The organism is Comamonas testosteroni, from assembly GCF_000761245.1.
GTDB classification, from domain to species: domain Bacteria; phylum Pseudomonadota; class Gammaproteobacteria; order Burkholderiales; family Burkholderiaceae_C; genus Comamonas; species Comamonas testosteroni_C.
On sequence record NZ_AWOR01000050.1, the window covers coordinates 16,993 to 43,405 of the forward strand.

At 65.3% G+C, this 26,413-nt stretch carries 21 protein-coding genes and 1 pseudogene; 15 read left to right on the top strand and 7 right to left on the bottom strand.

All coding sequences use genetic code 11. The features are described from left to right. Nucleotides 1-5: 5 nt before the first annotated feature. The 8 genes and pseudogenes from P353_RS14910 to P353_RS30325 form a co-directional block, all read left to right on the top strand. Complete coding sequence (locus P353_RS14910) at nucleotides 6-1,082, top strand: homocysteine S-methyltransferase family protein (RefSeq protein ID WP_034370907.1); 1,077 nt, start codon at nucleotides 6-8, stop codon at nucleotides 1,080-1,082. Nucleotides 1,083-1,266: 184 nt separating this feature from the next. Beyond that, a complete protein-coding gene (locus P353_RS14915; RefSeq protein WP_034370910.1) occupies nucleotides 1,267-2,412 on the top strand; it encodes a hypothetical protein in 1,146 nt (381 codons plus the stop codon). A 258-nt stretch (nucleotides 2,413-2,670) separates the two neighbouring features. Further along, nucleotides 2,671-3,666: a porin gene (locus tag P353_RS14920; RefSeq protein WP_034370913.1), complete on the top strand. Its 996-nt coding sequence runs from the start codon at nucleotides 2,671-2,673 to the stop codon at nucleotides 3,664-3,666. Between the two features lie 545 nt (nucleotides 3,667-4,211). Continuing rightward, entirely contained in the window at nucleotides 4,212-5,204 is a 993-nt protein-coding gene (bioB, locus tag P353_RS14925) for a biotin synthase BioB (RefSeq protein ID WP_034371026.1), read from the top strand. Nucleotides 5,205-5,335: 131 nt separating this feature from the next. Next, nucleotides 5,336-6,679: an adenosylmethionine--8-amino-7-oxononanoate transaminase gene (gene bioA / locus P353_RS14930; protein WP_034370917.1), complete on the top strand. Its 1,344-nt coding sequence runs from the start codon at nucleotides 5,336-5,338 to the stop codon at nucleotides 6,677-6,679. Then, on the top strand, nucleotides 6,676-7,359 hold the full coding sequence (gene bioD / locus P353_RS14935; RefSeq protein WP_034370920.1) for a dethiobiotin synthase: 684 nt from the start codon (nucleotides 6,676-6,678) through the stop codon (nucleotides 7,357-7,359). The genes bioA and bioD overlap by 4 nt, the downstream gene beginning before the upstream one ends. Next, complete coding sequence (bioF, locus tag P353_RS14940) at nucleotides 7,356-8,552, top strand: 8-amino-7-oxononanoate synthase (RefSeq protein WP_080750552.1); 1,197 nt, start codon at nucleotides 7,356-7,358, stop codon at nucleotides 8,550-8,552. Before bioD ends, bioF begins: the two co-directional genes overlap by 4 nt. Before the next feature lie 37 nt (nucleotides 8,553-8,589). Continuing rightward, a pseudogene (locus P353_RS30325) lies at nucleotides 8,590-8,679 on the top strand (DUF4102 domain-containing protein); the annotation flags it as partial. Nucleotides 8,680-8,702: 23 nt separating this feature from the next. On the opposite strand, the gene P353_RS14945 reads toward P353_RS30325, so the two are convergent. Continuing rightward, a complete protein-coding gene (locus tag P353_RS14945; RefSeq protein ID WP_034370926.1) occupies nucleotides 8,703-10,184 on the bottom strand; it encodes a PLP-dependent aminotransferase family protein in 1,482 nt (493 codons plus the stop codon). 105 nt (nucleotides 10,185-10,289) lie between these two features. Here P353_RS14945 and P353_RS14950 point away from each other — a divergent pair, with 105 nt between their 5' ends. The 3 genes from P353_RS14950 (at nucleotide 10,290) to P353_RS14960 (ending at nucleotide 13,783) form a co-directional block, all read left to right on the top strand. Continuing rightward, nucleotides 10,290-11,519 (top strand): benzoate/H(+) symporter BenE family transporter, encoded by a 1,230-nt coding sequence (locus P353_RS14950; RefSeq protein WP_034370928.1) that lies wholly within the window; start codon nucleotides 10,290-10,292, stop codon nucleotides 11,517-11,519. Nucleotides 11,520-11,523: 4 nt separating this feature from the next. Beyond that, nucleotides 11,524-12,348 carry a YggS family pyridoxal phosphate-dependent enzyme gene (locus P353_RS14955; RefSeq protein ID WP_034370932.1) on the top strand — a complete coding sequence of 275 codons (825 nt, stop codon included), beginning with the start codon at nucleotides 11,524-11,526 and terminating at the stop codon, nucleotides 12,346-12,348. A gap of 235 nt (nucleotides 12,349-12,583) precedes the next feature. Then, the gene (locus tag P353_RS14960) at nucleotides 12,584-13,783 is read left to right on the top strand and encodes an aspartate aminotransferase family protein (RefSeq protein ID WP_034370935.1); all 1,200 of its coding nucleotides are present in this window, start codon (nucleotides 12,584-12,586) and stop codon (nucleotides 13,781-13,783) included. Between the two features lie 72 nt (nucleotides 13,784-13,855). Here the strand turns inward: P353_RS14960 and alr are convergent, their stop codons facing one another. Then, on the bottom strand, nucleotides 13,856-14,962 hold the full coding sequence (gene alr, locus P353_RS14965; protein WP_034370938.1) for an alanine racemase: 1,107 nt from the start codon (nucleotides 14,960-14,962) through the stop codon (nucleotides 13,856-13,858). Nucleotides 14,963-15,095: 133 nt separating this feature from the next. Here alr and lplT point away from each other — a divergent pair, with 133 nt between their 5' ends. Both lplT and P353_RS14975 read left to right on the top strand, forming a co-directional pair. Continuing rightward, complete coding sequence (gene lplT, locus P353_RS14970; RefSeq protein WP_034370940.1) at nucleotides 15,096-16,397, top strand: lysophospholipid transporter LplT; 1,302 nt, start codon at nucleotides 15,096-15,098, stop codon at nucleotides 16,395-16,397. An 87-nt stretch (nucleotides 16,398-16,484) separates the two neighbouring features. Further along, nucleotides 16,485-17,369: a DMT family transporter gene (locus tag P353_RS14975; RefSeq protein ID WP_034370942.1), complete on the top strand. Its 885-nt coding sequence runs from the start codon at nucleotides 16,485-16,487 to the stop codon at nucleotides 17,367-17,369. A gap of 113 nt (nucleotides 17,370-17,482) precedes the next feature. On the opposite strand, the gene P353_RS14980 is transcribed toward P353_RS14975, so the two are convergent. Both P353_RS14980 and P353_RS14985 read right to left on the bottom strand, forming a co-directional pair. Next, nucleotides 17,483-17,998: an AmiS/UreI family transporter gene (locus P353_RS14980; RefSeq protein WP_034370946.1), complete on the bottom strand. Its 516-nt coding sequence runs from the start codon at nucleotides 17,996-17,998 to the stop codon at nucleotides 17,483-17,485. Between the two features lie 113 nt (nucleotides 17,999-18,111). Continuing rightward, nucleotides 18,112-19,263, bottom strand: a complete 1,152-nt coding sequence (locus P353_RS14985) for a helix-turn-helix domain-containing protein (protein WP_034370949.1) — start codon at nucleotides 19,261-19,263, stop codon at nucleotides 18,112-18,114. 161 nt (nucleotides 19,264-19,424) lie between these two features. Here P353_RS14985 and P353_RS14990 point away from each other — a divergent pair, with 161 nt between their 5' ends. Continuing rightward, the gene (locus tag P353_RS14990) at nucleotides 19,425-21,551 is read left to right on the top strand and encodes a PQQ-dependent dehydrogenase, methanol/ethanol family (protein WP_034370951.1); all 2,127 of its coding nucleotides are present in this window, start codon (nucleotides 19,425-19,427) and stop codon (nucleotides 21,549-21,551) included. Between the two features lie 112 nt (nucleotides 21,552-21,663). Continuing rightward, nucleotides 21,664-23,094, top strand: a complete 1,431-nt coding sequence (locus P353_RS14995; RefSeq protein ID WP_034370954.1) for an aldehyde dehydrogenase family protein — start codon at nucleotides 21,664-21,666, stop codon at nucleotides 23,092-23,094. A 55-nt stretch (nucleotides 23,095-23,149) separates the two neighbouring features. Here the strand turns inward: P353_RS14995 and P353_RS15000 are convergent, their stop codons facing one another. The 3 genes from P353_RS15000 to glcE form a co-directional block, all read right to left on the bottom strand. Further along, nucleotides 23,150-23,902: a ProQ/FinO family protein gene (locus P353_RS15000; RefSeq protein ID WP_034370957.1), complete on the bottom strand. Its 753-nt coding sequence runs from the start codon at nucleotides 23,900-23,902 to the stop codon at nucleotides 23,150-23,152. A gap of 76 nt (nucleotides 23,903-23,978) precedes the next feature. Continuing rightward, nucleotides 23,979-25,232 (bottom strand): glycolate oxidase subunit GlcF, encoded by a 1,254-nt coding sequence (gene glcF / locus P353_RS15005; RefSeq protein ID WP_034370960.1) that lies wholly within the window; start codon nucleotides 25,230-25,232, stop codon nucleotides 23,979-23,981. An 18-nt stretch (nucleotides 25,233-25,250) separates the two neighbouring features. Then, complete coding sequence (gene glcE / locus P353_RS15010; RefSeq protein WP_034370963.1) at nucleotides 25,251-26,399, bottom strand: glycolate oxidase subunit GlcE; 1,149 nt, start codon at nucleotides 26,397-26,399, stop codon at nucleotides 25,251-25,253. Nucleotides 26,400-26,413: the final 14 nt, after the last annotated feature.

The following is a 26,413-nucleotide window of genomic DNA, read 5'->3' on the forward strand; positions in this document are numbered from 1 at the left end:
GGCCTATGAGCCAGTCGCACCCCACCCCCGCCTACACCCGAGCCCAGGAGCTGCCCGCAACGCTTGCCAAGCGCCTCGTCATTCTTGACGGCGCCATGGGCACCATGATTCAGCGTTTCAAGCTGGGCGAGGCGCAGTATCGCGGCGAAGGCTATGCCGGTGCCGACGGTGCGGGCGAGCGCTTCAAGGACTTCGCCCATGACGTCAAGGGCAACAACGAGCTGCTGTCGCTGACCCGTCCCGACGTGATTCGCGACATTCATGAGAAATACCTGGCTGCCGGCGCCGATCTGATCGAGACCAACACCTTTGGTGCGACCACGATTGCGCAGGAGGACTATCACATGGCCGATCTGGCCTATGAGATGAACCTCAAGAGCGCCCAGCTGGCGCGTGCGGCCTGCGACAAGTACAGCACGCCCGATCACAAGCGCTATGTGGCCGGCGCCCTGGGCCCCACGCCCAAGACGGCCTCCATCAGCCCCGATGTGAATGACCCCGCCGCGCGCAACATCACCTTCGAGCAGTTGCGTCAGGCCTATCTGGAGCAGACGCTGGCGCTGATTGAAGGCGGTGCCGACGTGATCCTGGTCGAGACCATCTTCGACACCCTCAACGCCAAGGCCGCGCTGTTTGCCGTGGACGAGGCCTTCGAGCAGACCGGCGAGCGCCTGCCCATCATGATCAGCGGCACGGTGACCGATGCCTCGGGTCGCATTCTGAGCGGACAGACCGTGACGGCCTTCTGGCACAGCGTGCGCCATAGCAACCCGCTGTCCGTGGGCCTGAACTGCGCGCTGGGTGCCACGCTGATGCGTCCCTATGTGCAGGAGCTGGCCAAGGCGGCTCCCGACACCTTCATCAGCTGCTACCCCAATGCCGGCCTGCCCAATCCCATGAGCGACACCGGTTTTGACGAAACGCCCGAGATCACCAGCCGTCTGGTGCACGAGTTTGCGGCCGAAGGTCTGGTCAATATCGTGGGCGGCTGCTGCGGCACCACGCCCGACCATATCGGTGCCATTGCCAAGGCCGTGCAGAACACGACCACGCGCAAGCTGTTCTACCCGGCAGAAGCCTGATTCTGCCCGCAATGGTTCGTCCCTGGCGCGCGCTTCTGATCGCAGGCTGAACCACGCGGCCCCGGCGCGGGAACCCCTGGTGCTGGAGCCACAAGCGCTGGCTGCTCTTTTTTGCGATGCTTATCCGCAGGGGGCGGGCACAATGGCCTGATTCCGGCTTTGATGCCCCAGCACTGATGACCGCATGACTGCACCACTGCAACCCGTTGCCCCCGTACTGCCCGTGTCCGTTCCCACGGGCCAGGCGGCTGCGCAGGCCGGCAATGTGGCGGCAGCCGCTGCCTCAGGCCTTCCCGCAGCGCAGCAACTGCCTGCCGCTCAAGCTGCGTCCCCGGCGACCAGCATGGTGCAGTGGTCGCCGCAAACCTTGCAGAACCTCAAGCTCCAGGCCTTTGAGCATCTGATTGCGCAGCTGGCCCTGCAGGTGCAAGCGCAGCCCGGTGCGCCTGCGGCGAGCTGGCCCAGTCAGGGCCTGCCAGCGGCCGTGCAGCAATTTGTGCAAGGCCTGCTCGCGCAGGTTCAGGTCAGCCTTCAGGGACAGGCGCAGCCCTTGCAACTGCTGGCCGGCCAGCAGGGATCGGTTGCGCTGATGCAGGCCTTGGCGCAGGCTGCGGCGTCTGGCGCACAGCCACCCAGCTCGGCTTTGCAGACGGCTGCGGCCCTGTCGCCCACGGCGGCTGTGGCGCTGGAGCAGGCGCAGCAGGGCATGGCGGCTGCACCTGCAGGAGGCGCTGCCGCACCGCGTCTGCCCCAACTGCAGAACTGGCTGGTGCAGCAAGGCACGCTGGTCACGCCGCAAGGCGAACGCAGCTTTTCCCTGACATTGCAGGTGCCCGCCGCCTGGGCGCAGGCTGTTGGCGCGCCAAGCATCCCGGCAGCCCAGGGACCGGGGACGGCCCTGCGCCTGCCCATGGCGGATCCGGGTGTCTTGAGCAGCGGCCCTCTGGCTCTGGTGGTGCAGCCGCAGTCGTCGGCGGCGACCACCACGCTTGCCACCAGCGCGTTGCTGTGGCTGGAGCTGCAGCCCGTCGCGGCGAGCGCGGCTCAGGCGACGCCGGCACAGATGGCCGGTCTGCCCCTGGCCCTGCCCGCACCGGCTCTGGCGCAGGAAGTGCAGCAGTTGCTGCAAAACAAGTCCGATCCCTGGCTGATGATGGCTGCGGCCCAGGCTGCCAATGCCCTGCCTGTGCCGCGCCGCAGCAGCGAGCACCGCTCGCATCTATGCATGACCGAAGGCTGTCAGTACCAGGGCCTGGCACCCTGCGCCCAGCCGTTTTGCAGCGAAATGAACCGCATCTGGGCTGCTTCCGGCGTGGCGCGCAGCGGCTGAACCAAGCTGACGCTGGGCTGGACTCTGCCAAGGCCCAACTTTCATAATGCGTCTCGTTGCCTGCTTTTTGAGCAGGCTTCTCGGGTCGGAATTGGCAGCCCAGCTGCCAGCCATGTTCCGGCTGTCTTCAGTGCATCAGGCCGTGCCTGACTGCCTGTCATCGCCTCATCTCACAGGTCTTCGACCTTCTCTGTCTTCTGCTGTGCCAAGGGCTGGCTGCGGGGGCAGTGACTTCACAATTCAAGGAGAACCACCGGCATGCGCTTGCGTACTGGCATTGCTTGTTCCACATGTTTCACTCTTTTGTCTGCCGTGCAGCCTGCGGCAGCCCAGTCTTCCAACGTCAGCATTGGCGGCCTGATCGATGGCGGCATCTATCGCGGCTTTGATGGCACGGCCCAGGCCGGCACGATTCAGCGCAGCAATCTGGCCATTGCCGGCTGGGAAGATCTGGGCGGCGGCCTCAAGGCCACCTTCCGTCTGAGCGCGCGTTTCGATATCGACACCGGGCGTCTGGAGGATCAGGGCAGCAAGCCGTTCTGGCACGACGAGTCCACGGTGGGCCTGCAAGGCGGTTTTGGCCACGTGCGCCTGGGTCGCGCCCTGTCGGCCATGTGGTCGCAGGACTGGAAATTCGACCCCTGGGCCAACTTCAACCGCATTTCCTCGCCGGCCTGGTACCAGTGGCACTACCTCACGCCTACCGACCGCTACAGCAACAACGGCACGGCCGAGTATGGGCGCATGGCCAACGGCATCTTCTACGACTCGCCCACGGTGGGCGGATTCACCCTGCATCTGAGCGCCTCGCCCGAGCGCACCGAGGTGCCGCTTACCTTGCGCCGTGAGGGGCGTGGCTACTCGGCCTCTCTCAACTATGACTCGGACAGCCTGAGCGGCATGCTGGCCTTCGAGCGCAACGGCAGCGGTGACAAGGACACTTTCGTGGCTGGCAAATACCGCTTTGGCGCAGCCGCCGTGATGGCCGCCTGGGACTACTCGCGCGTGGCCCAGACGGCACTCTCGGCCAAGGCCCTGACGCTGGGCGCGACCTACCAGATGGGGCAGACCACGCTGAAGGCCGGCTATGGCCGCCAGCGCATGCAGGAGCAGACCAATCATTTCTACTCCCTGGGGGCCGACTACGCGCTGTCCAAGCGCACCACGCTCTATGCCAGTCTGGGCCGCAAGAGCTACGAGTACGGCGCGGATTCGGGAACTTCGTTCGGTGTGGGCGTGGCGCACGCCTTCTGAGCCCAGGCTTCCCGCCCTCCAGCCGCAGCCTTGCTGCGGCTTTTTTGCGCTCGGTGTGAATGTCCAACAAGAGTTGAGGGAATTAAATCCGCCAGTTTTGGGTGTTTGTCCGCCTTTGCACGGACGGCACAGCACTGTTTTTGGCCCTGAGTCGGACCTTGTCCGGGTAAAAATCGCCAAAAACCGTGTTTTTTGACGATATCTACGCTCTTCCTCGTTGAAATCCAGGGTGTGAATCTGGTGCATTGCGTTGAATTGAGCGCACAAGGGCTGCAGTTGACGGAAGTTATGGCTGGCTGTTTCGAATATGCGCTGAAAATCCGTCAAATGCATTGAAATGACATTCAAAAATAGCGCTTCTTGCTGCAACTCTTTGGTGGTCAACTATTTGCATGCGGGCTCTGTAAATCCTTGATTTTTTTGCCCAAAATGCGCGGCATTCCCCCGATTGAGGAGAGACCGCGATGTCCCATACCAAGTCCGAGCAAGACAGTCCTGTCCGCGCTGCCGACACACAGCAAGCCGCCGCCTGCGGCAGCCAGACCATGCACTGGCATGCGCCGGCCAAGCCCGCCGCAGCCTCCGAAGCGCAGCGCTGGCCTGTGGAGGCCGTGCAGACCCTGCTGGATATGCCATTTCTGGATTTGCTGCACCGCGCCCAGAGCGTGCATCGCGAACACTGGCCGGCGGGCGAGATCGAGCTGGCGACCCTGCTGTCCGTCAAGACCGGCGGTTGCCCCGAGAACTGCGGCTACTGCCCGCAATCGGCCGAGTTCGATACGGGCGTGAAGGCCGAGAAGCTGATGAGCGTGGACGAGGTCACCCGCGCCGCCAAGGCGGCCCAGGATGCCGGAGCCACCCGCTTTTGCATGGGCGCTGCCTGGCGCGCGCCCAAGGACCGCGATATCGAGAAGATGAACGAGCTGATCGGTGCTGTGAAGGGACTGGGCATGCAGACCTGTGCCACGCTGGGCATGCTGCAGCCGCACCAGGCGGCATCGCTGCGCGATGCGGGTCTTGACTACTACAACCACAATCTCGATACCGCGCCCGAGTACTACAAGGATGTGGTCAGCACGCGCCAGTACCAGGATAGGCTGGACACGCTGGCGGCCGTGCGCGATGCGGGCATCAGCGTGTGCTGCGGCGGCATCATCGGCATGGGCGAGACCGAGGTGCACCGTGCCGGCCTGATTGCCCAGCTGGCGAATATGCAGCCCTACCCCGAGTCCGTGCCCATCAACAGCCTGGTGCCCGTGCCCGGTACGCCGCTGGCCGACAGCGAGCCGGTGGACCCGCTGGACTTCGTGCGTGTGATCGCCGTGGCGCGCATCACCATGCCCAAGGCCCGCGTGCGCCTGTCGGCCGGCCGTCAGCAACTGGGCGAGGCCGTGCAGACCCTGTGCTTCATGGCTGGGGCCAATTCCATCTTCTACGGCGACAAGCTGCTGGTGACCGGCAATCCCGATGTGCAGGCCGATACCACCTTGATGCGCAAGCTGGGCCTCAAGGGCCTGGGGACATCGGCCGCGAGCTGATCCCTGAATCTTCCCCGGCCATCGCGTCGGGGCTTCTCTTTCCGGATGGCCTGGCCTGGCATCTTGCGCAGGTCAGGCCCCGCCGTGCCTGCGATCTGGCAAGGCGGGTGATTCGCCTCAGGAGTTTTTTGATGGACCACAGTCTTGCCAGCCGCAGCGTGCGCCATGTCTGGCACCCCTGCACCCAGATGAAGCGGCACGAAGCTGCGCCGCCGATTGCCATTGACCATGCCATCGGGCCCTGGCTGGTGGATACCGATGGCCGCCGCTATCTGGACGGCATCAGTTCCTGGTGGGTCAATCTGTTCGGTCACTCGCATCCGCATATCCGGGCGGCGCTGACCGAGCAGTTGCACAAGCTCGATCATGTGATGCTGGCCGGTTTCACCCACGCCCCCGTGGTCGAGCTGTCCGAGCGCCTGGCCGGTCTGACCGGCCTGGGTCACGCGTTCTACGGCAGCGACGGCGCTTCGGCCACCGAGATTGCGCTGAAGATGAGTGCCCATTACTGGCGCAACCAGGGGCATCCTGCCAAGCACCGCTTCGTGGGCCTGGCCGGCGGCTACCACGGCGAGACCGTAGGCGCGCTGTCGGTCACCGATATTGCGCTGTTTCGCGACGCCTATGGCCCCCTGGTGCGTCTGTCGGCCACCGTGCCCAGCCCCGATGCACGCCAGGCCAGGCCCGGCGAATCCGCTGCCGATGTGGCGCGCCGTGCAGCACAGGGCCTGGAGGCCTGGCTGCAGGCGCATCATCAGGAGACCGCAGCCCTGATTCTGGAGCCGCTGGTGCAGTGTGCCGCCGGCATGGCCATGCATGACGCCGAATACCTGCGCCTGGCCCAGGCGCTGTGCGACCGCTATTCGGTGCATCTGGTGGTGGACGAGATCGCCGTGGGCTTTGGCCGTACCGGCAGCCTGTTTGCCCATCAGCAGGCAGGTATCAGGCCGGACTTCATCTGCCTGTCCAAAGGTTTGACCGGCGGCACGCTGCCCTTGTCGGCAGTGCTGACCACCGACGCGGTCTATGCCGCTTTTTATGACGACGATGCCGCCCGCGGCTTTCTGCACTCGCATTCCTATACCGGAAACCCGCTGGCCTGCCGCGCTGCCGTGGCCACGCTGGAGCTGTTCGAGCAACTGGACCAGTTGGTCGCCAATCGGCAGCTGGCTGAAAAGATCAGTGCTGCATTCGCCGGGCTGAATGCTCACCCCCGCGTCAGCAACGCGCGCCAGCAGGGAATGATCTGGGCCTGGGACATCGATAGCGCCCTGCCGGACTTTGCGCAGCGCTACCACGAGGCGGCGCTGGATCTGGGCCTGCTGCTGCGCCCCATAGGACGCACGCTGTACTGCATGCCGCCCTATGTGCTGGACGATGCCGATATCGCTCACCTGGCTCAGGCCGCGCTGGCTGCGCTGAACACCACCTTGCAGCAGGAAGCGGAGCTTGCCGCGCAGAAGGGAAACGCATGATCGGCTGTTTCGTCACGGGCACCGATACCGGTGTGGGCAAGACCCTGACCAGCTGCGCACTGCTGCACGCACTGGCAGGCCATCATCCACGTGTGGTGGGCATGAAGGCCGTGGCCGCGGGTGCCGAGCCCGACGGGCAGGGCGGCTGGGTCAACGAAGACACGGTGGCCTTGCGTGCGGCCTCCACACTGGCCGTGCCGGCAGCGCTGGACAACCCCGTGCTGCTGCCCGACCCCATGTCGCCGCATATCGCGGCCCGGCGCGCGGGCGTGGAGGTGACGCTGGCGCCGATTCTCGACGCCTACCGGCAATTGGCCGCGCAGGCCGATGCCGTGGTGGTCGAGGGCGCGGGCGGCTGGCGCGTGCCGCTGTCGGACTCTCTTTGCATTGCCGACCTGGCCGTGGCGCTGCAGCTGCCGGTGGTGCTGGTGGTGGGCCTCAAGCTCGGCTGCCTGAACCACGCGGTGCTGACTGCCGAGGCGATTCGCGCCGCCGGCTTGCCGCTGGCGGGCTGGGTGGCCAGCCGTGTGGAGCCGCAGATGCTGGTGCCCGAGGAAAACATGGACTGGCTGCGCAACCAGCTGGGACGGCTTGGCGCGCCGCTGCTGGCCGATATTCCGTGGCAGGCCAATCCCGATCCGCGCCTGACCAGTTTCTCTTTGCCCAAGGAATGGCAATGACTGCATCTTCCAATTTCTGGCTGCAGGATATTCCACAGCAGCTGGCTGTCCTGGACGCCGCCGCGCTGCGTCGTACCCGTCGTACCGTAGCGCCTCTGCAAGGCGCGCGCATCCTGGTCGACGGGCAGCCCATGCTGCAGTTCTGCAGCAACGACTATCTGGGGCTGGCCCAGCACCCGGCCATGATTGAGGCGGCCTGCGCCGGTGCGCAGGACTTTGGCGTGGGCTCGGGCGGCTCTCCCATGGTCAACGGCCATAGCACGGCCAATGCTGCGCTGGAGGAAGAGCTGGCCCGTTTTGTGCAACTGCCCCGTGCGCTTTACTTCTATGCCGGGTTTGCCACCAACGCCAGCATCATTCCGGCGCTGGTGGGGGCGGGCGACGCCATTTTTTCGGACGCTCTGAACCACGCCAGCCTGATCGATGGCTGTCGTCTGTCGCGCGCGCAGATCCACCGTTTCGAGCATGGCGATCTGGACGCATTGGAGCAGCTGCTGGCTGCTTGCCCGGTGCAGCGCAAGCTGGTGGTGAGCGATGCCGTCTTCAGCATGGACGGCAATGTGGCTGATATCGAGGGTCTGCTGGCCCTGTGCGAGCGCTACGACGCCCTGCTGCTGCTCGACGATGCCCACGGCTTTGGCGTGCTCGGCCCGCAAGGCCGCGGCAGCCTGGCGGCCGCAGGGCTGACGGGGGCCAAGGCTTCGCCACGCGTGCTGTACATGGCCACGCTGAGCAAGGCGGCCGGCGTATCGGGGGCCTTTGTGGCAGGCCATGCGCTGCTGATCGAATGGCTGCTGCAAAAAACGCGCAGCTACACCTTTGCGACCGCAGCCCCTGCGATGCTGGCGCGCGCCCTGCAGACCAGCTTGCAGCTGATAGAGCAGCACAGCGCTTTGCGCGAGCAGCTGCAGGCCCGTATTGCCCAGTTGCGCGCGGGTCTGCAGCCCTTGCTGCAGGGCACGGGATGGCAGCTTTTGCCATCGGAAACGGCCGTGCAGGCACTGGTGGTGGGCCGCAATGACGCTGCGCTCAGCCTTATGGAAGGACTGCGCCGCCGCGGTCTGTGGGTGCCGGCGATCCGTCCCCCCACCGTGCCCGCGGGCACGGCACGGCTGCGCATCGCACTGTCGGCGCTGCACACCGAGGCGGATGTGAACCAGCTGCTGGCAGCGCTGCAGGAGCTGGCAGGCTGACGCTGTCCGGGTCTTTGCGAGGAGTCATCTAGGCAAAATCAGACTCACCAGATCTGCTGTCGATGCGACACAAGCGCAGGCCGTCGAGCTCGGCGAGGCGTCGGTGCCCGGCTGCTTGTGCCGGATCGGGTACAGAGCGGGTGCGGGCGGTCAGATGCACAGCGCACGCAACACGCGCGCCAGCTTCCTGGCAGCTACTTCCAGCTCATGCGGGGTGTGAGCAGCAAATCCCATGAGGAAACCCGCCTTGTGCTGGCTCGATGCATGCAACTGCGTCAACCCGAGCAGGTCGATGCCTGCTTTGCGAGCGCAATCCACTGCGGTGCGTTCGGAAATGTCGCGGATCAAGGTACACGGCATCTGCATGCCGCCCGCAGGCACCCGCGGCTCCAGAAAATCCCCCAGATGCTCGCACACCAGCCGCGCCAGCACGTCACGCCGCTCGGCATAGACGGCGCGCATGGTACGCACATGCGCTCCCAGGTGGCCGCCTTCGATGAAGCGCGCCAGCGTCAATTGCGCAATGGGTGCGCTGTGTCCATCAAGCAAGGTCCGCGCCACCGTCATGGGGGCAACCAGCGAAGTCGGCAACACCATATAGCCTATGCGCAGCCCGGGGAACATCGACTTGGTGAAGGTGCCGATATAGATGGTGCGCTCGTGCTGATCGAGCCCCTGCACGCAGGCCTTGGGCTTGCCGGCGTAGTGAAACTCACTGTCGTAGTCATCTTCGATGATCCACGCCTGCTCCTGCTGCGCCCAGGCTATGGCGGCCAGCCGGCGATCCAGGGCCAGCGTGGTGCCCGTCGGGAACTGGTGGGAGGGAGTCAGGAACACCGCCCTGGCGGCGGGCAGGGTTTGCAATAAATCCACCTGCATGCCGTCGGCATCCAGCGGCACGGGCACGCATTCCAGCCCCGCAGCATCGAAGGCTTTGCGTGCGCCGTGATACACCGGGTCTTCGATGAAGATGCGATCACCGGCGTCCAGCAGCACGTTGGCGCACAGGGTCAGAGCCTGTTGCGAGCTGGTCAGCACCAGCACGCGTTCGGGCGTGGCGCGCGCGCCGCGCTCCAGATTGACATAGGCGGCAATGGCCTGGCGCAAAGCCTCGGTGCCCTGCGGCGGACTGTGCAGCAGAGCCCGGGTGCCGTGCTCCTTGAGTACCTGCCGCTGCAACCTTTCCCAGGTCTGAAGCGGAAAGTTGCGTGTCTCCGGCACACCGGGCGCAAAAGCGCGTGGCGCCAGGAAATCACGCAGGCCACCGCCCGCGAACATGGCTGCGCCGCGCTGGCTCAAGCGCAAGACAGGAGCGCGCACTGCAGGGCTGTGCATCAGGCCGCGCCCCGGAAGGCGCTGCACCTGCTCGGACACAAAGCTGCCGCTGCCTGTGTGCCGTTCGATAAAGCCTTCGGCATGCAGCTGGCCATAGGCGGCCTCCACCGTATCGCGCGAGACGGACAGCGATTGGGCCAGGGCGCGCGATGCCGGCAGGCGCCGGCCCACGTCCAGCGCGCCATCGAGGATCAGCTGCCGCAGGGCTCGCTGGATGCGGGCATGCAGCGGCAAGAGGCCATGAGCGGGGTCGCTGATCCAGGCCTTGACGGATTCGAGTTGGGCGTGCTTGAACAATTGGTCTGTATGCCTTCAGAAAAGTGGCTGGGAATGTCAGTCCATTTCGATTCTATAAATCGAATGCCCCCAGGGCCGATCAATTTTCAAGAGCTACTGCAAGACATGCCAACCATCCATTCGCCAGCGCGCCTTCGCTGCAACGATCTCCTTCATCCCATCGTGGCAGGCCTGATCTCGGTCATCGTCAACTACGGGGGCACCTTCATCCTGGTGTTCCAGGCGGCCAAGGTGGCTGGCCTCGGCCCCGAGCTGACGGCCTCCTGGGTATGGTCGATTTCGATTGGCGTAGGGGTGACAGGTCTGCTGCTGAGCTGGGTGACGCGTGAGCCCATCATCACGGCCTGGTCCACGCCTGCTGCGGCCTTCCTGGTGACGGCCCTGGCGACCACGCCTTATGCCGAGGCCGTGGGTGCCTATCTGGTCTCCGCGCTGGCTTTCGTGGTGCTGGGGCTGTCGGGCTATTTCGAGCGCCTCATCCGGCTGATTCCCGCCGGCGTTGCGGCCGGACTGCTCGCGGGCATCCTGCTGCAATTCGGTATCAAGGCGTTTGGCGGCATGAGCGTCGATCCCGCGCTGGCTGGCCTGCTGATCGTGGCCTATGTGGTGCTCAAGCGGATTTCGGCACGCTATGCCGTCGTCGGCATTCTGGTGCTGGGGCTGGTCTTTTTGCTGTCTCAGAACCGGGTTGATCTGTCCGGGCTGGAGTTGAAACTCGCTGCTCCCGTGTTCACCAGGCCGCAGTTCTCGCTCAATGCCCTGCTCAGCGTCGCGCTGCCGCTGTTTCTCATCACGTTGACCGGCCAGTACATGCCCGGCATGCTGGTGCTGCGCAACGATGGCTTCAAGGCCAGTGCCAACCCCATCGTCACGATCACGGGCCTGGGATCGCTGGTCATGGCGCCGTTTGGCTCGCACGCATTCAACATCGCCGCGATCACGGCCGCCATCGCCACGGGCCGGGAGGCGCATGAAGATCCGTCCAGGCGCTGGATTGCCGGCGTTGCTGCAGGCGTGTGCTACATCCTGGTCGGCATGTTCGGGGTCACGCTGGCGGCGGTCTTCATGGCCTTTCCCTCCACCTTCATCACCACGCTGGCGGGCCTCGCCCTGCTGGGCACCATTGGCGCCAGCCTGGCCACGGCCCTGGCGGATGCCAAGGTGCGCGAGGCCGCGCTGATCACCTTTCTGGCTGCCGCCGCCAACATCACGCTGCTGGGTATTGGCGGCGCCTTCTGGGGCCTGGTCATAGGGCTGCTCGCCTATGCGGTGCTCAACGGCCGGATTCCATGGAGCGCACAGCCGGGCGCGACAGCCGCCATCGAACAAGCATGAGGGGATGATCATGACTTCAGAAACCCTGACCCGGCACGATCAACACGGCCTGTACCCCGAGGCCGGCACGGTAGAGGACTTCCGCCGCAACCTCGCTACCGTGCAGGAGCGCATTGCAGCTGCCTGCCAGCGCGTGGGGCGTGATCCAGCCAGCGTGCGCTTGCTGCCCGTCAGCAAGACCAAGCCGCAAGCCAGTTTGCGTCTGGCCTATGCGGCGGGCTGTCGCTGGCTGGGCGAGAACAAGGTGCAGGAGGCTTTCGGCAAATGGGAGTCCATGCAGGACCTGACCGATCTGCGCTGGTCGGTCATCGGCCACCTGCAGACCAACAAGGCCAGGCTGGTGGCGCGCTTCGCCAGCGAGTTTCAGGCCTTGGACAGCCTGCGCGTCGCCGAGGCGCTGGACAGGCGTCTGCAGGCCCAAGGGCGGTCGCTGGACGTGTTTGTGCAGGTCAACACCTCGGGCGAGGCCAGCAAATATGGACTGAGCCCCGAGGCGGTGCCGGACTTCATCCAGCAACTGCCCGTGTTTTCCGCGTTGCGCGTGCGTGGTCTGATGACGTTGGCGCTGTTCTCCGCCGAAGCCGAACGGGTGCGCCGGTGTTTCATTCTCCTGCGTCAGCTGCGCGATCAGTTGCGGCAAAGCGCGCCTGCGGGCATGGAGCTGGATGCGCTGTCGATGGGGATGTCCGGCGATTTCGAGATCGCCATCGAGGAGGGCGCTACCGTGGTGCGCGTGGGGCAGGCCATCTTCGGCGCGCGTGCATTGCCCGATAGCTATTACTGGCCAACGCGCTCTGATCCGGATACGCCGGAGTCCGCTGTCGATTGACATGGCATAGGCGCGATCGCAAGTGTGCCCGCGCGGCCCTGCGCCGGCGGCAAGCCAGCCTGGCAGGCCGCTGGCAAGGCGGCCAATCTGCCCCCAAGTCCTGTCAGTGCTGCGCCATGCCCGGCAGGCGCGATGCGCGATTTTTGCCGCTGACACCGGGCCTCGACCCGCTGCAGAGTCCTCCTGAACTGGCTGATTCCCGCCAGCTTTCCTTCATATCCCACCGGAGCATTGCATGTTGCAAACCGACTCTCACCTGATGCGGGCCTACGCCCGCCAGCCCGTTTCTTTTGTGCGCGGACGCGGCGCGCTCCTCTGGGATGAGCAAGGGGTGGAATACCTGGACGCCATCGCCGGAGTGGCCGTCACCAGCCTGGGCCATGCGCATCCCGAGATTGCCGCCGTCATGGCCGATCAAGCCGCCACGCTGCTGCATACCTCCAACGTATTCCGTATCGACTGGCAAGAGCAGCTTGGCCAGCGCTTGTGTGCGTTGGCCGATATGGAGAGAGCGTTCTTCTGCAACTCGGGCGCCGAGGCCAATGAGACGGCTCTCAAGCTCGCCCGGTTGCACGGGCATCGCAAACAGGTGGCCGTGCCGCAAATTCTCGTGATGGAGAACGCTTTTCACGGCCGCACGCTGGCGACGCTCGCTGCCACGGGCAACGCAGCCAAGCAACAGGGCTTCGGGCCGCAGATGCCCGGCTTCGTGCGCGTGCCCTATGACGACATCGATGCGGTGCGCCAAGCGGCCCGGGAGACGCCGGACATCGTTGCCGTGCTGGTTGAACCTGTACAGGGTGAAGGCGGTATCCGTGTCGCCAGCTCCGGCTACCTGCGCGCGCTGCGCGAGCTTTGCGACAGCCAGGGCTGGCTGCTGATGCTCGACGAAATCCAGACCGGCCTGGGCCGAACGGGGGCCTGGTTCGCGCACCGGCACGCCGGGATCACGCCTGATGTGATGACCCTGGCCAAAGCGCTGGGCAATGGTGTTCCCATTGGCGCCTGTCTGGCGCGTGGCGCCGCCGCGAACCTGTTCTGTCCCGGCCAGCACGGCTCCACCTTCGGTGGCAATCCGCTGGCATGCCGCGTGGCTTGCGCCGTGCTCGACATCATGGAAAGAGACGGCATTGCGCAGCGGGCCGCCCTGCTGGGCGAGCGCCTGCTGGCCGGGCTGCGGCTGGCTCTGGGAGGACACCCAGGTGTGCAGGCCATCCGAGGCCTGGGTCTGATGGCAGGAATAGAGCTGGACCGGAGCTGTCAGGAGCTGGTCGGCCGCGCACTGGCCGAACAGCGATTGCTGATTACCGTGACCCGTGAGCGCACGATCCGGCTGTTGCCGCCGCTGATCTGTGACGAAGCGCAGATTGACGACATCGTGGCTCGAGTTGCAAGTCTGTGCCATGACAGTGGCGCAAGCCACCGCGCGGTCTAGCCCGCGCCTGCTGAGTCCGCAAAAAAAGCCGCTGCCATGCAGCGGCTTCTGACTTGCGGGAGGCGGGCAGTCTTATTTGCCCGCGCCTTCCACCACCTTGAGTACGCGGGGAGCAACGGCGCACATCAGCTCATAGCCCAGCGTGCCGGCAGCAGCGGCCACCTCGTCGATGGGCAGCACGGCGCCATTGCTGGCGCGACCCCAGAGCGTGACCTCGCTGCCCAGCCTGGCCTTGGGAACGGGGCTCAGGTCCACGGCCATCATGTCCATGCTGACGCGGCCCAGGGTGCGGGTGCGCACACCGTCCACCAGAACGGGCGTACCCGTGGGGCAGACGCGCGGATAGCCGTCCGCATAGCCGCAGGCCACCACGCCCAGGCGCAGTGGTCCGTCGCACTGAAAACGCGAGCCGTAGCCCACGGTGTCGCCGGAATGCAGCTCCTGCGTTCCGATGATTTTTGACGACAGCGTCATGGTCGGCTCAAGACCCCAGTGAGCTGCATCATGGGTGGGGAAGTCTGGCGAGCTGCCGTAGAGCACGATGCCGGGGCGCACCCAGTCGCAGCGCACATTGTTCTCGTCACCATGGAGCAAGGTGGCAGCGCTGTTGCTGATGCTGCGCTCGCCGGGCAGGTCCAGCGTGGTTTCGTGAAAGACCCTGAGCTGGTGGTCCATGCCATGCGCCACATCGGCATCGCTGAAGTGGGTCATGAACGAGATTTCGTCGACCTGGGGCAGGGCGTTCAGCCGCGCATAAGCCGCACGAAAACGCTCGGGTGTAAAGCCCAGCCGGTTCATGCCGCTGTTCATCTTGAGGAAGATTCGGTGACCGACCTGGGTCTTGTGCGCGGCCAGCCAGTCGATCTGCTCGTCGCAGTGCACGGCATGCCAGATGCCCAGGCGCGAGCAGATTTCCAGGTCGCGCAGCTCGAACACGCCTTCGAGCAGCAGGATGGGGCCGCGCCAGCCCAGATTGCGCACGCGCTGGGCCTCGTCGAGGTCCAGCATGGCGAAACCGTCCGTCGCTCGCAGGCCGTCGAACACGTTTTCGATACCGTGGCCATAAGCGTTGGCTTTGATCACGGACCACAATTTGGCATCAGGGACGGCTTGCCGTACCCGCTCCAGATTGTGGCGAACGGCTTCAGGATGGATGGTGGCAGTAATGGGACGAGGCATGGTTTTTCTCAATCAGACCAGTGGGATTCTGGCACTGTAGGCTCAAGCCTGCGTGATATAACCGCCAGTCACTTGCCACGGGGTCTCTTATTTACTCGGCATCGGTCCGCCCGGTGCCAGTTACAGCTAATTCATGAAGCGCGGTTTCTACACCATCATGTCAGCGCAGTTTTTCAGCTCGCTGGCAGACAACGCCTTGTTTGTGACCGCTGTAGAGCTGTTGCGTGCCAATGGTGCCCCCGAGTGGCAACGTGCTGCCCTGGTGCCCATGTTCGCACTGTTCTACGTGGTTCTGGCGCCCTTTGTCGGAGCCTTTGCGGACGCCTTGCCCAAGGGCAAGGTCATGTTCATCAGCAACGCCATCAAGGTGGTGGGCTGTCTGATGATGCTTTTCGGCCATCATCCCCTGATTGCCTACGCCGTCATCGGACTGGGCGCGGCGGCCTATTCGCCGGCTAAGTACGGCATCCTGACCGAGCTGCTGCCGGCCTCCCAGCTGGTCAAGGCCAATGGCTGGATCGAGGGCCTGACCATCACCTCCATCATCTTGGGGGTGCTGGTGGGCGGACAATTGGTGGGGCCGACCATCTCCCAGCATCTGCTGGGCTTTGACTTCCCGTATTTCAGCACTGGCGTGGATACCCCAGCCGAGGCTGCGATTGCCGTGCTGATCCTGATCTACATCGTGGCGGCCTGGTTCAATCTGCACATCCCGCTGACGGGCGTGGCCATGCGTCCGCTGCGTGAAGACCCCAACAAAAGCCTGGTTGCCAATCTGCTGGGCCTGCTGCCCGATTTCTGGCGCTGCAGCAAACGCCTTTGGGCCGACAAGCTGGGCCAGATCTCGCTGTCCACCACCACGCTGTTCTGGGGGGCGTCGGGCAATTTGCGCTATATCGTGCTGGCCTGGGGGGCCGCAGCCCTGGGTTACAGCACCACCCAGGCTTCGGCCCTGGTTGGGGTGGTAGCAATAGGTACGGCCGTCGGTGCGGTGCTGGCATCCATGCGCATGCGCCTGGACAACGCCACGCGTGTGATTCCCCTGGGCGTACTCATGGGCCTGCTCGTGGTCTGCATGATCTTTATCGACAATCTCTGGGTGGCCGTGCCCTTCCTCATTTTGCTTGGCGGTTTGGGCGGCTTTCTGGTCGTGCCCATGAATGCCTTGCTGCAGCATCGCGGCCACAATCTCATGGGCGCGGGTCGCTCGATTGCGGTGCAGAACTTCAACGAGCAACTGGCCATTCTGGCCATGGGCGGTTTCTACAGCCTGTCCACCAAGATGGGATTGACTGCCTTTGGTGCGATCACGGTATTCGGTCTGCTGGTTGCCGTTAGCATGGTGCTGATCGGCATTTGGCACTGGAACAATTGCAGAAAGTACCCGGCAGAGGTCGAGAAGCTGCTGGAAGTCGCCCGCCGCGACTGTCATTGAAATCCTGCAGCTGGCGCCGACAAGCTGCATTCACTACACAATCAATAGCTTCTAACGCTTGCAAAGAAAGCGTTAGAAGCCTTTTTTATGCATAGTCCACTGCCTGTATTTGCGCTGCTGCTCAATGCCCTGATCTGGGGTTTGTCATGGTGGCCGTTTCGTCTCATGCATGAGGCCGGACTGCATCCGCTTTGGGCCACGGCATCGATGTATGCACTGGTGCTGGCCGGTCTGCTGGCGCTGCGCCCCGCCAGCCTCAGGCAGGCCTGGCAATACCCGGTGCTCTTGCTGCTGGCCGCCAGCTCGGGCCTGAACAACGTGGCCTTCAACTGGGCCGTGACCGTGGGCGACGTGGTGCGCGTCATCTTGCTGTTCTATCTCATGCCCGCCTGGGCGGTGCTGCTGGCCTGGAAGCTGCTGGGCGAAAAACCCACTCCCATGGCGCTGCTACGCCTGTTGCTGGCCTTTGGCGGAGTGGTGCTGGTGTTGCTGCCCGCCGATGCCTCGCTCTCCGGGCTGTTTGCCGGTCTCACCGTGGCCGATGCGCTGGCCGTGTTTGGCGGCTTCATGTTTGCGCTGACCAATGTGTTGTTGCGCCGCTTTCAAGGCATTCCGGCCCAGGCCCGGATGTTGGCCATGTTTGCCGGCTGCATGAGCATGGGCCTGCTGACTGCCTTGACCGCCAGCAGCCTGGGAGTGGTGCCGGGCTTTCCGGCCTTCGACGGCAGCTGGGCCTTGGTGGCACTGGGCCTGGCCGGGTTGTTGATGCTGGGCAACTGGGCCCTGCAATTCGGCGCTGCCCATCTGCCTTCGGGGGTGACCTCGGTGGTCATGCTCAGCGAAGTGGTGTTTGCCAGCGTCTCCTCCGTGCTCATCGCCCATGAGGTGCTCTCGGCGCGGACGCTGACCGGCGGCGCACTCATCATGGGCGCGGCATTGCTGGCGTCTCTGGGCCGAAGAAGACAGGCCTGAACAGGCACCAATCAAACTCAGAGACGCCGAGCACGGTTCGAGCCGGCGGCCCCGCCCCGTGGCAAGGGCGTCGTCCCGCCCTCCAGGGGGAAGGCGCACAGCGCCTCAGGGGGTCACATCAGCTTCCCCGCCAGGATCAGGTATCCGGGCACCCAGCCCGTCAGTACGCCTTGGGCAATGCACAGCCAGCCCGTGGGGCGGTCTATGCTTTTCTTGAGCGCCAGCAGTGCGAAGAACAAGGCCCAGAGTACGGCCCAGGCCGCCCAGTTGACGCCCATCCACCAGTCCAGCCCTGAGCTGGCGCTGGTCAGCGTATCCAGGGCGACGGGCACGGCAGTGATCGCCACGAACAGGCTGAACCAGCCCAGACCGCGGCCGTCGGCACCGCTGAAGCGATTGAAAGCTACCCAGAGATAGGTGAAGGCGAACAGCAGGGTCAGCGCGCCGCTCTTGACCGATGCCGCGTCGGCCGCCGGGCCGAAGATGCTGGCCAGGCCAATGCATAGCGACACTACGCCGGTGAAGATGTTGATGACCCAGATTTCCTTGTCGGCAATCTTGCCCAGCATCCACAGGCCGTTGAGAAACAGCACCGCACCCACATAAAACAGCGACAAACCCAACCACATACACGCTCCTCGGCTGCAGGCCGGTGCAGCGCGGCCGAGATTGTGGGGCCGTGCGGGGTGCGGCGTAACCCTGGGCGAAGGCAAAAGAGTCTTGCGCCCTGGTCAGCAATGAGTCAGAAGTCATGCTCCCGACCGCCGCGCAGACGGCGGTACAGCGTGCCGCGCGAGATGCCCAGGGCGCGCGCGGCCTGGGAGACATTGCCGCCATGCTGCTCCAGCGTCTCCCTGATCAGCTGCGCGCTGTGCTCGCGCAGCGTCGCCAGGGGTTGTGCCTCGGCGACGGGCGTTGCTTCGGTGGTTACGGGGCTGGCCTGGTCTTGTGCGCTGCTGGTGTCCAGGTGCGTGCCAAGGCCGTGAGAGGTTTGCAGATGCGCCTGCATCCAGACGCCCAGGCCACTGGCCAGGCGCAGCGGTGCGGGGCCGGGCTGGCCGCTCAGTTGCAGCAAGCGCGACAGATCATGGCCCAGCAGTTCCTGCGCGCTGCACGCTGCATGTACGGGCTGGCCGATGAGCTGGGCGGCGGTGCCGTTCATCCAGGCGACGCGGCCATCGGCAGCCACGCCCATCAGCGCCTGCAGCGGCGTGTGCAGCAGTGCCGGCGTCACCTGAAAGCGCAGCACCAGATGCTCGTGCGACTGCGCCTGCAGCAAGGTGTTTTCGATGGTCGTGGCATACATGCCGACCACGGGACTGGCATCGAAGCTGAAATGCTGCTCCTCCACCATCAGATTGAGCACCCCGGCCAGGCGGCCGTGCACATCGCGTATGGGTGCTGCTGCGCAGCGGAAGGCGTGCAGCTCGTCGAAGTAGTGCTCGCCGTTGGTGACGGTGCAGGCTTGGCCGGTGGCGGCGACGATGCCCGGTGCGGTCGTGCCCATGGCCTGCTCGGACATGTTCAGGCCGACCCGCTCGTCACGGGGCCGCATGGATGCCGGGGAAACATGGAGCACGATGCCCTTGTCGTCCGTCAGCATCACGCGCGTGCCGGTGCCCGCCAGTGCCTGCTCCAGGGTCGGCAGCTCGTGCTGCAGTGCCTGCAGCAGACTGCGGCAGCGCTCCTGCGTGGCATGCAGCCGGCTGGGGCTGACGGGAGCCAGAGCCAGCCGCCGTCCGTTGCAGTGCTGGCGCTGGCTGCGCAGCCAGGACTGGATGACCGCCTCGCTGACCAGGCCCGAGGGGCGTATGCCTGCCTCGAAGAACTGGCGGCGAGCCTGCAGGGCCCGCTCCGCCCCGGTGCTCGAGAAGCACTGCTGTAGCGCGTCCATCGCGCGTGGCTCGCCAAGGCTCATGTCATTTCCAGGCAGTCCTAAGGAGGGATCAATGTGTCTCGCAATGGAACAGTTTCGGCCTGGGGAAATCCCGATCGTGAACAAAAACAGGCGATACACCATGCTTTGCGGCATAGCAATCACAACAGGAGACCTCGATGAAACGGCTGATCGACAACTCTCGCAGACGGCCAGGCCGCATGGTCTGGTTGCTGGCTGCCTGCCTGGGCAGCGCAGCGGCCCTCGCGCAAGCCGAGCCTGCGGCGCAGGCCGCTGCCGCCGTGCAGCGCGTCGATGGTGCTTTCATTCGCGCCAATGCCGCCAAGACGCCCGACTGGCCCACCACCGGCGTGGACTATGCCGAGACCCGCTACAGCCGCCTCGACCAGATCAACGCCGCCAACGTCAAGGACCTGGGCCTGGCATGGTCGTACAACCTCGAGTCCACGCGCGGCGTGGAGGCCACGCCTGTCGTGGTGGACGGCATCATGTACGTCAGCGCCTCATGGAGCGTGGTGCACGCCATCGACACCCGTACCGGCCAGAGGATCTGGACCTATGACCCGCAGGTCGACCGCAGCACCGGCTTCAAGGGGTGCTGCGACGTCGTCAACCGCGGCGTGGCACTGTGGAAGGGCAAGGTCTATGTGGGTGCATGGGATGGCCGCCTGATCGCGCTGGATGCCGCCACCGGCAAGGAGGTCTGGCACCAAAATACCTTCGAGGGGCAAAAGGGCTCGCTCACCATCACGGGCGCGCCGCGCGTGTTCAAGGGCAAGGTCATCATCGGCAACGGCGGCGCCGAATATGGCGTGCGCGGCTACATCACGGCCTATGACGCCGAGACCGGCGAGCAGAAATGGCGCTGGTTCAGCGTGCCCGGCGATCCGTCCAAACCCTTCGAGGACGAATCCATGAAGCGCGCCGCCAAGACCTGGGATCCCGGCGGCAAGTGGTGGGAGGCCGGCGGCGGCGGCACCATGTGGGACAGCATGACCTTCGATGCCGAGCTCAACACCATGTATGTGGGAACGGGCAATGGCTCGCCCTGGTCGCACAAGGCGCGCAGTCCCAAGGGCGGCGACAACCTGTACCTGGCCTCCATCGTGGCCCTGGATCCCGACACCGGCAAATACAAGTGGCACTATCAGGAAACGCCGGGCGACAACTGGGACTACACCTCCACCCAGCCCATGATCCTCGCCGACATCAAGATCGCCGGCAAGCAGCGCAAGGTCATACTGCATGCGCCCAAGAACGGTTTCTTCTTCGTGCTTGACCGCACCAACGGCAAGTTCATCTCGGCCAAGAACTTCGTGCCCGTGAACTGGGCCAGCGGCTACGACAAGAATGGCCGGCCCATGAACATTGCTGCGGCGCGCGACGGCAGCAAGCCCCAGGACGCGGTTCCGGGCCCCTATGGCGCGCACAACTGGCACCCCATGTCCTTCAACCCCCAGACGGGCCTGGTGTATCTGCCTGCGCAGAATGTGCCCGTCAATCTGATGGACGACAAGAAGTGGGAGTTCAACCAGGCCGGACCGGGCAAGCCCCAGTCGGGCACGGGCTGGAACACGGCCAAGTTCTTCAATGCCGAGCCGCCCAAAAGCAAGCCCTTTGGTCGCCTGCTGGCCTGGGACCCCGTTGCGCAAAAGGCCGCCTGGAGCGTGGAGCATGTCTCGCCCTGGAACGGCGGCACGCTGACCACGGCGGGCAATGTGGTGTTCCAGGGCACGGCTGATGGCCGCTTCGTGGCCTATCACGCGGCCAGCGGCGAAAAGCTGTGGGAAGCGCCCACGGGCACCGGTGTGGTGGCAGCGCCCAGCACCTACATGGTGGACGGCAAGCAGTATGTCTCGGTGGCCGTGGGCTGGGGCGGGGTCTATGGTCTGGCTGCGCGCGCCACCGAGCGCCAGGGCCCGGGCACGGTCTATACCTTCGCCGTGGGCGGCAAGGCCAGGATGCCGGAATTCGTGGCCCAGCGCACGGGCCAGTTGCTGCAGGGCGTGAAATACGACCCCGCCAAGGTCGAGGCCGGCACCATGCTGTATGTGGCCAACTGCGTGTTCTGTCACGGAGTGCCTGGCGTGGACCGCGGCGGCAATATTCCCAATCTGGGCTATATGGACGCGAGCTATATCGAGAACCTGCCCAGCTTCGTCTTCAAGGGCCCGGCCATGGCGCGCGGCATGCCGGACTTCACGGGCAAGCTGTCGGGCGATGATGTGGAGTCCATCAAGGCCTTCATCCAGGGTACGGCGGACGCCATCCGGCCCAAGCCCTGAAGCTTGCATTTCACTACGCCGGAGCGCCGGGCTGCCGGTGCGCCCGAGCCACGCACCGGCAGCCCCAGATCGCAAATATCTTCTTTTGACTCGATACCAAGGAAATAGCCTCATGCAAGACCATCTGCAGTTCTATATCGACGGCCAATGGGTGAATCCGGTCAGCCCGCGCAGCCTGGAGGTCATCAATCCCTCCAACGAGCAAGCCATTGCCCGCATCAGCACGGGCTCGGCCGCCGACGTGGACAAGGCCGTGGCCGCCGCGCGCCGCGCCTTCGGGAGCTACTCGCGCACCAGCCGCGAAGAGCGCCTGGCCCTGCTGGCCAAGGTGCTGGAGGTCTATCAGCGCCGCTACGGCGACTTTGTGCAGACCATCTCGCAGGAGATGGGGGCACCGCTGTGGCTGTCCAAGGCGGCGCAGGCCGCCATGGGTGTGGCCCATCTGGGCTCCACCATCGAGGTCCTCAAGAACTTTGCCTTCGAACATGTGCAGGGCAGCACGGCCGTCGTGCACGAGCCCGTGGGCGTGGTTGGCATGATCACGCCCTGGAACTGGCCCATCAACCAGATCATGTGCAAGGTTGCCCCGGCCCTGGCCGCAGGCTGCACCATGGTGCTCAAGCCCTCGGAGGTCGCCCCGCTCAATGCCCTGCTCGTGGCCGAGGTGCTGCACGAGGCGGGCGTGCCGGCCGGCGTCTTCAACCTCGTCAACGGCGACGGCCCCGGCGTGGGCGAGGCCATGTCCTCCCACCCCGACATAGACATGATGACCTTCACGGGCTCCACGCGCGCGGGCATTGCCGTGGCCAAGGCTGCGGCCGACAGCGTCAAGCGCGTGGCCCAGGAACTGGGCGGCAAGTCCGCCAACATCGTGCTGGACGACGCCAATCTGCAAAAGGCCGTGACCCAGGGCGTGCAGGCGGTGCTGATGAATTCGGGCCAGAGCTGCAACGCCCCCACGCGCATGTTCGTGCCGCGCGCCCTGCATGGGCAGGCCGTGGAGATCGCGCGCAGCGTCGCCGCAGCAGCGACCGTGGCCGATGCGCTGGCCGAGGGCATGCACATGGGCCCCGTGGTCAGCGAGGCGCAATGGGGCAAGATCCAGGCCCTGATCCGCAAGGGCATTGAAGAGGGCGCGACCCTGGTGGTAGGCGGCACAGGCCGCCCCGAGGGGCTGGATCGGGGCTACTTTGTCAAACCCACGGTGTTTTCCGACGTGAGCAACGACATGACCATCGCGCGCGAGGAAATCTTCGGTCCCGTGCTGGTGATGATTCCCTACGATGACGAGGAAGACGCCATCCGCATGGCCAACGACACGGTGTACGGCCTCTCGGGCTATGTGCAATCGGGCAGCCTGGAGCGTGCGCGCCGCGTGGCCGCGCGCCTGCGCACGGGCATGGTGCACCTCAACGGCGCGGGGCCTGACTTCAATGCGCCGTTCGGCGGCTACAAGCAGTCAGGCAATGGCCGTGAATGGGGCGAGCACGGTTTCCGCGACTTCCTCGAAACCAAGGCCGTCATGGGCTACGGCGCGACCTGATCTATTCAAGATCAATAGCTGCTGGTGCCTTTTCGATGGGCACCAGCAGCTATTTTTATTGAATATTGTGCTGGCGGCGACGCGCGCGTTCCAGCTGCTGTGCGACCTGGCGCGGATTCATGCCGTACATCTCGGCGAACTCCTGCTCCGAAGTCTGGCCGCTGAGCTGGAAGGAGCGCAGCAGCGCCTCGTCCTTGGCTGCGCGGGCATCGGCCTCGGCCAGAGCATCTGCCACCAGGGCGTTGGTCTTTTCGTCACGGCCCTGCACGCGCTCGGCGTATTCCTCGCGTGTGAGGCCGGAGGCTTCGTAGGCGACGACGATGCGGTTGCGCAGCTTGGGCGTCAGGTCTTCCTGCGTGCGCTGCTGGCGGCGGCGGAAGACTTCGATCAGCGCGTGGTGAACATGCTCGGGCAGAGTGGCTTCCACGGGCTGGCCACCCAGGTCATGGCGCTGCTGGCCGCTGGCCATGGCGGCCAGATAGCGACCGGAGCGGGTGTGCTGCTGCAGCGCGCTCTTGAGTGCTTCCTTGTCCAGCTCCGGGTGGGCGGCGAGCAGGTCTTCAAAAATGCCGCGCTTGAAGGGCAGCAGCTGCTCGCCAAACAGGGCCGGGTGCCACTGTGCCAGTTGCTCCAGCAAGGGGTGTTGCGGACGTGCGGCCTGCGGGGCGGCTTTGGCTGCAGGGGCCGGGTTCTGGCGGCCACGGCCGCCTCGGCGCGAGCGTGAGCCGGGCTGCGAGTCCTGCACGCTGTGCTGCGATGCCGCTTGCGAGGCTTTCTGCTCTTGTGATTCAGACACGATTTCAGTCATGGCAAAGCCCGTGGGCCTGGGAAAACAAAACCCCCAATCATGCCAGCATTGGAAACTGCAGTGGCATGCAAGGGTGTCAGCCGGTGGCCAGGGCCTGATCCAGCAGCTCCACCCAGTGCATGACCGGGACCTCGGTTCCGTTTTGCAGATGGACGATGCAGCCCATATTGGCCGAGAGAATTGCTGCGGGCTTTTCGGGGGCGAAAGGCTCGTCCAGTGCAGCGATCTTGCGGTCGCGCAACTGGTGCGAGATCTCGGGCTGCAGCACCGAGTAGGTGCCGGCAGAGCCGCAGCACAGATGCGATTCGGTGCGCGCCACGCGCAGATCGAACCCCAGCTCGCGCAGGCCCGCTTCCACGCCGCCGCGCAGTTGCTGCCCATGCTGCAGTGTGCAGGGCGGGTGATAGGCCACGGGAGCCCGTGGCACCGTGACGCGGTTCCTGAGCTTGTCCACCAGCTCGGGCAGCATGGCGGGCAGCAGTTCGCTGAGGTCGCGGCTCAGGGCGCTGATGCGCGCGGCCTTGTCGGCGTATTGCGGCTCCAGCCGCAGCAGATGGCCGTACTCCTTGACGGTGACGCCACAGCCCGAGGCGTTCATCACGATCGCCTCGACCTCGCCGCGTTCCACCAGTGGCCACCAGGCGTCGATATTGGCGCGCATCTGGGCCTTGCCGCCGTCCTGGTCGTTGAGGTGGAATTTCACCGCACCGCAGCAGCCGGCCTTGTCTGCAATCACGGTCTGCACGCCCACGGCGTCCAGCACGCGGGCCGTGGCGTAATTGATGCGGGGCATCATGGCCGGCTGCACGCAGCCTGCCAGCAGCAGCACCTTGCGCGCATGCTCGCGCACGGGCCAGGCCCCGGCATCCTGAGCGGCCGGTATTTTTTCGCCCAAAGACTCCGGCAGCAGGCCTTTGACTGCGCGGCCCAGCTTCAGCGAGGGGGCGAACAGCGGAGAATTCATGCCCTCCTTGAGCAGCCAGCGCTGCAGCTTCTCGCCCGTGGGGCGCTCGACCTGCTCATCGACGATCTTGCGGCCGATATCGACCAGGTGGCCGTACTGCACGCCGCTGGGGCAGGTGGATTCGCAGTTGCGGCAGGTCAGGCAGCGGTCCAGATGCAGCTGCGTGGCCCGCGTGGGTGTTTGCCCTTCCAGCACCTGCTTGATCAGATAGATGCGGCCGCGCGGGCCGTCCAGCTCGTCGCCCAGGATCTGATAGGTGGGGCAGGTGGCGGTGCAGAAGCCGCAATGCACGCATTTGCGCAAAATGGCTTCGGCTTCCTGACCTTCGGGCGTGGCACGGTATTCGGGCGCGAGATTGGTTTGCATGGGGTGCTGTCCTTGTTCTTACCAATGCGCCGAGAGACGGCCCACATTGAGAATGCCGGCGGGGTCGAATGCCTGCTTGAGGCGGGCATGCAGCTGTGCCGATGTGCGGCCTGCCGGGCTGGCCTTTGCATGCGCATCGAGATCGCTGCTGGCGCTTGTCTGGCTGCCTTCCTCGGCTCTGAAAAGAGAAGCGGATCCGCCGGCTGCCTGCGCGAGTTGCTGCAAGGCGGCAGCTGCCGAGCGCGGGGCCTGCACCCAGCGCTGAGCGCCATGCCAGTCGATGAACGGGCCTGCTGCGCCTTGCGGCAATGGCAGCGGCGCTGCGGTCGCAGGAGTGGACAGACGCCACAGGCAATGATCGGCAGCGCGCTGCTGGAACCAGGGCAGGCGCAGATCGCGGCTGGCGCTCCAGTCGGCGGCAACGGCGTCGCTGTCCAGCCGCTCGCCCCCCAGGCGCAGCGTGGCGGCCTGAACGGCGGCGCGGGCGCCGCGCAGTCGCAGGTACAGCGTGCCCTTGCCGTCTTCTTCCAGCCAGTTGCTGGCATTGAGCGGCAGCGGCTGGCCGCCCCAGTGATTGAGCCAGTCCAGGGCCTGCTCCTGGCTGCAGCCATCAAAGCGCAGCGTGGCCTCCGCTGGCGCCACGGGCAGGACCTTGAGGCTGATCTCTGTGATCAGGCCCAGCGTGCCCCAGCTGCCCGTCATCAGGCGCGAGACGTCATAGCCGGCCACATTCTTCATGACCTGGCCGCCGTAGCGCAGCAGCTCGCCCTGGCCGTTGATCATCTCCAGGCCCAGCACAAAGTCACGTACTGCGCCCACGCTGGCACGCGACGGGCCGGACAGGCCTGCTGCGACCATGCCGCCCACGGTGCTGGCGGCGCCGAAGTGCGGCGGCTCGAAAGCCAGGCACTGGCCCTGGCTGGCCAATGTTGCCTCCAGCTCGGCCAGCGGCGTGCCGCCGCGAACGGTCACCACCAGCTCGCTGGGCTCGTAGCTGACGATACCGCTGAGAGAGCGCGTGGACAGCGGCTCGCCCTGCAGACGCAGGCCGTAGAAGTCCTTGCTGCCGCCGCCGCAGATGCGCAGCGGGGTCTTGTCATTGGCAGCGGCGCGAATGCGCTCGCCGAGCTGATTGATTTGGCTGGTGGCTGAATCCATGGCCTGCATGGTAGCCGGGGCGC

Coding starts and splice junctions, on each gene's coding strand:
- P353_RS14910 (WP_034370907.1), top strand. CDS start 6: ATGAGCCAGTCGCACCCCACCCCCGCCTACACCCGAGCCCAGGAGCTG.
- P353_RS14915 (WP_034370910.1), top strand. CDS start 1,267: ATGACTGCACCACTGCAACCCGTTGCCCCCGTACTGCCCGTGTCCGTT.
- P353_RS14920 (WP_034370913.1), top strand. CDS start 2,671: ATGCGCTTGCGTACTGGCATTGCTTGTTCCACATGTTTCACTCTTTTG.
- bioB (WP_034371026.1), top strand. CDS start 4,212: ATGCACTGGCATGCGCCGGCCAAGCCCGCCGCAGCCTCCGAAGCGCAG.
- bioA (WP_034370917.1), top strand. CDS start 5,336: ATGGACCACAGTCTTGCCAGCCGCAGCGTGCGCCATGTCTGGCACCCC.
- bioD (WP_034370920.1), top strand. CDS start 6,676: ATGATCGGCTGTTTCGTCACGGGCACCGATACCGGTGTGGGCAAGACC.
- bioF (WP_080750552.1), top strand. CDS start 7,356: ATGACTGCATCTTCCAATTTCTGGCTGCAGGATATTCCACAGCAGCTG.
- P353_RS14950 (WP_034370928.1), top strand. CDS start 10,290: ATGCCAACCATCCATTCGCCAGCGCGCCTTCGCTGCAACGATCTCCTT.
- P353_RS14955 (WP_034370932.1), top strand. CDS start 11,524: ATGATCATGACTTCAGAAACCCTGACCCGGCACGATCAACACGGCCTG.
- P353_RS14960 (WP_034370935.1), top strand. CDS start 12,584: ATGTTGCAAACCGACTCTCACCTGATGCGGGCCTACGCCCGCCAGCCC.
- alr (WP_034370938.1), bottom strand. CDS start 14,962: ATGCCTCGTCCCATTACTGCCACCATCCATCCTGAAGCCGTTCGCCAC.
- lplT (WP_034370940.1), top strand. CDS start 15,096: ATGAAGCGCGGTTTCTACACCATCATGTCAGCGCAGTTTTTCAGCTCG.
- P353_RS14975 (WP_034370942.1), top strand. CDS start 16,485: ATGCATAGTCCACTGCCTGTATTTGCGCTGCTGCTCAATGCCCTGATC.
- P353_RS14980 (WP_034370946.1), bottom strand. CDS start 17,998: ATGTGGTTGGGTTTGTCGCTGTTTTATGTGGGTGCGGTGCTGTTTCTC.
- P353_RS14985 (WP_034370949.1), bottom strand. CDS start 19,263: ATGGACGCGCTACAGCAGTGCTTCTCGAGCACCGGGGCGGAGCGGGCC.
- P353_RS14990 (WP_034370951.1), top strand. CDS start 19,425: ATGAAACGGCTGATCGACAACTCTCGCAGACGGCCAGGCCGCATGGTC.
- P353_RS14995 (WP_034370954.1), top strand. CDS start 21,664: ATGCAAGACCATCTGCAGTTCTATATCGACGGCCAATGGGTGAATCCG.
- P353_RS15000 (WP_034370957.1), bottom strand. CDS start 23,902: ATGACTGAAATCGTGTCTGAATCACAAGAGCAGAAAGCCTCGCAAGCG.
- glcF (WP_034370960.1), bottom strand. CDS start 25,232: ATGCAAACCAATCTCGCGCCCGAATACCGTGCCACGCCCGAAGGTCAG.
- glcE (WP_034370963.1), bottom strand. CDS start 26,399: ATGCAGGCCATGGATTCAGCCACCAGCCAAATCAATCAGCTCGGCGAG.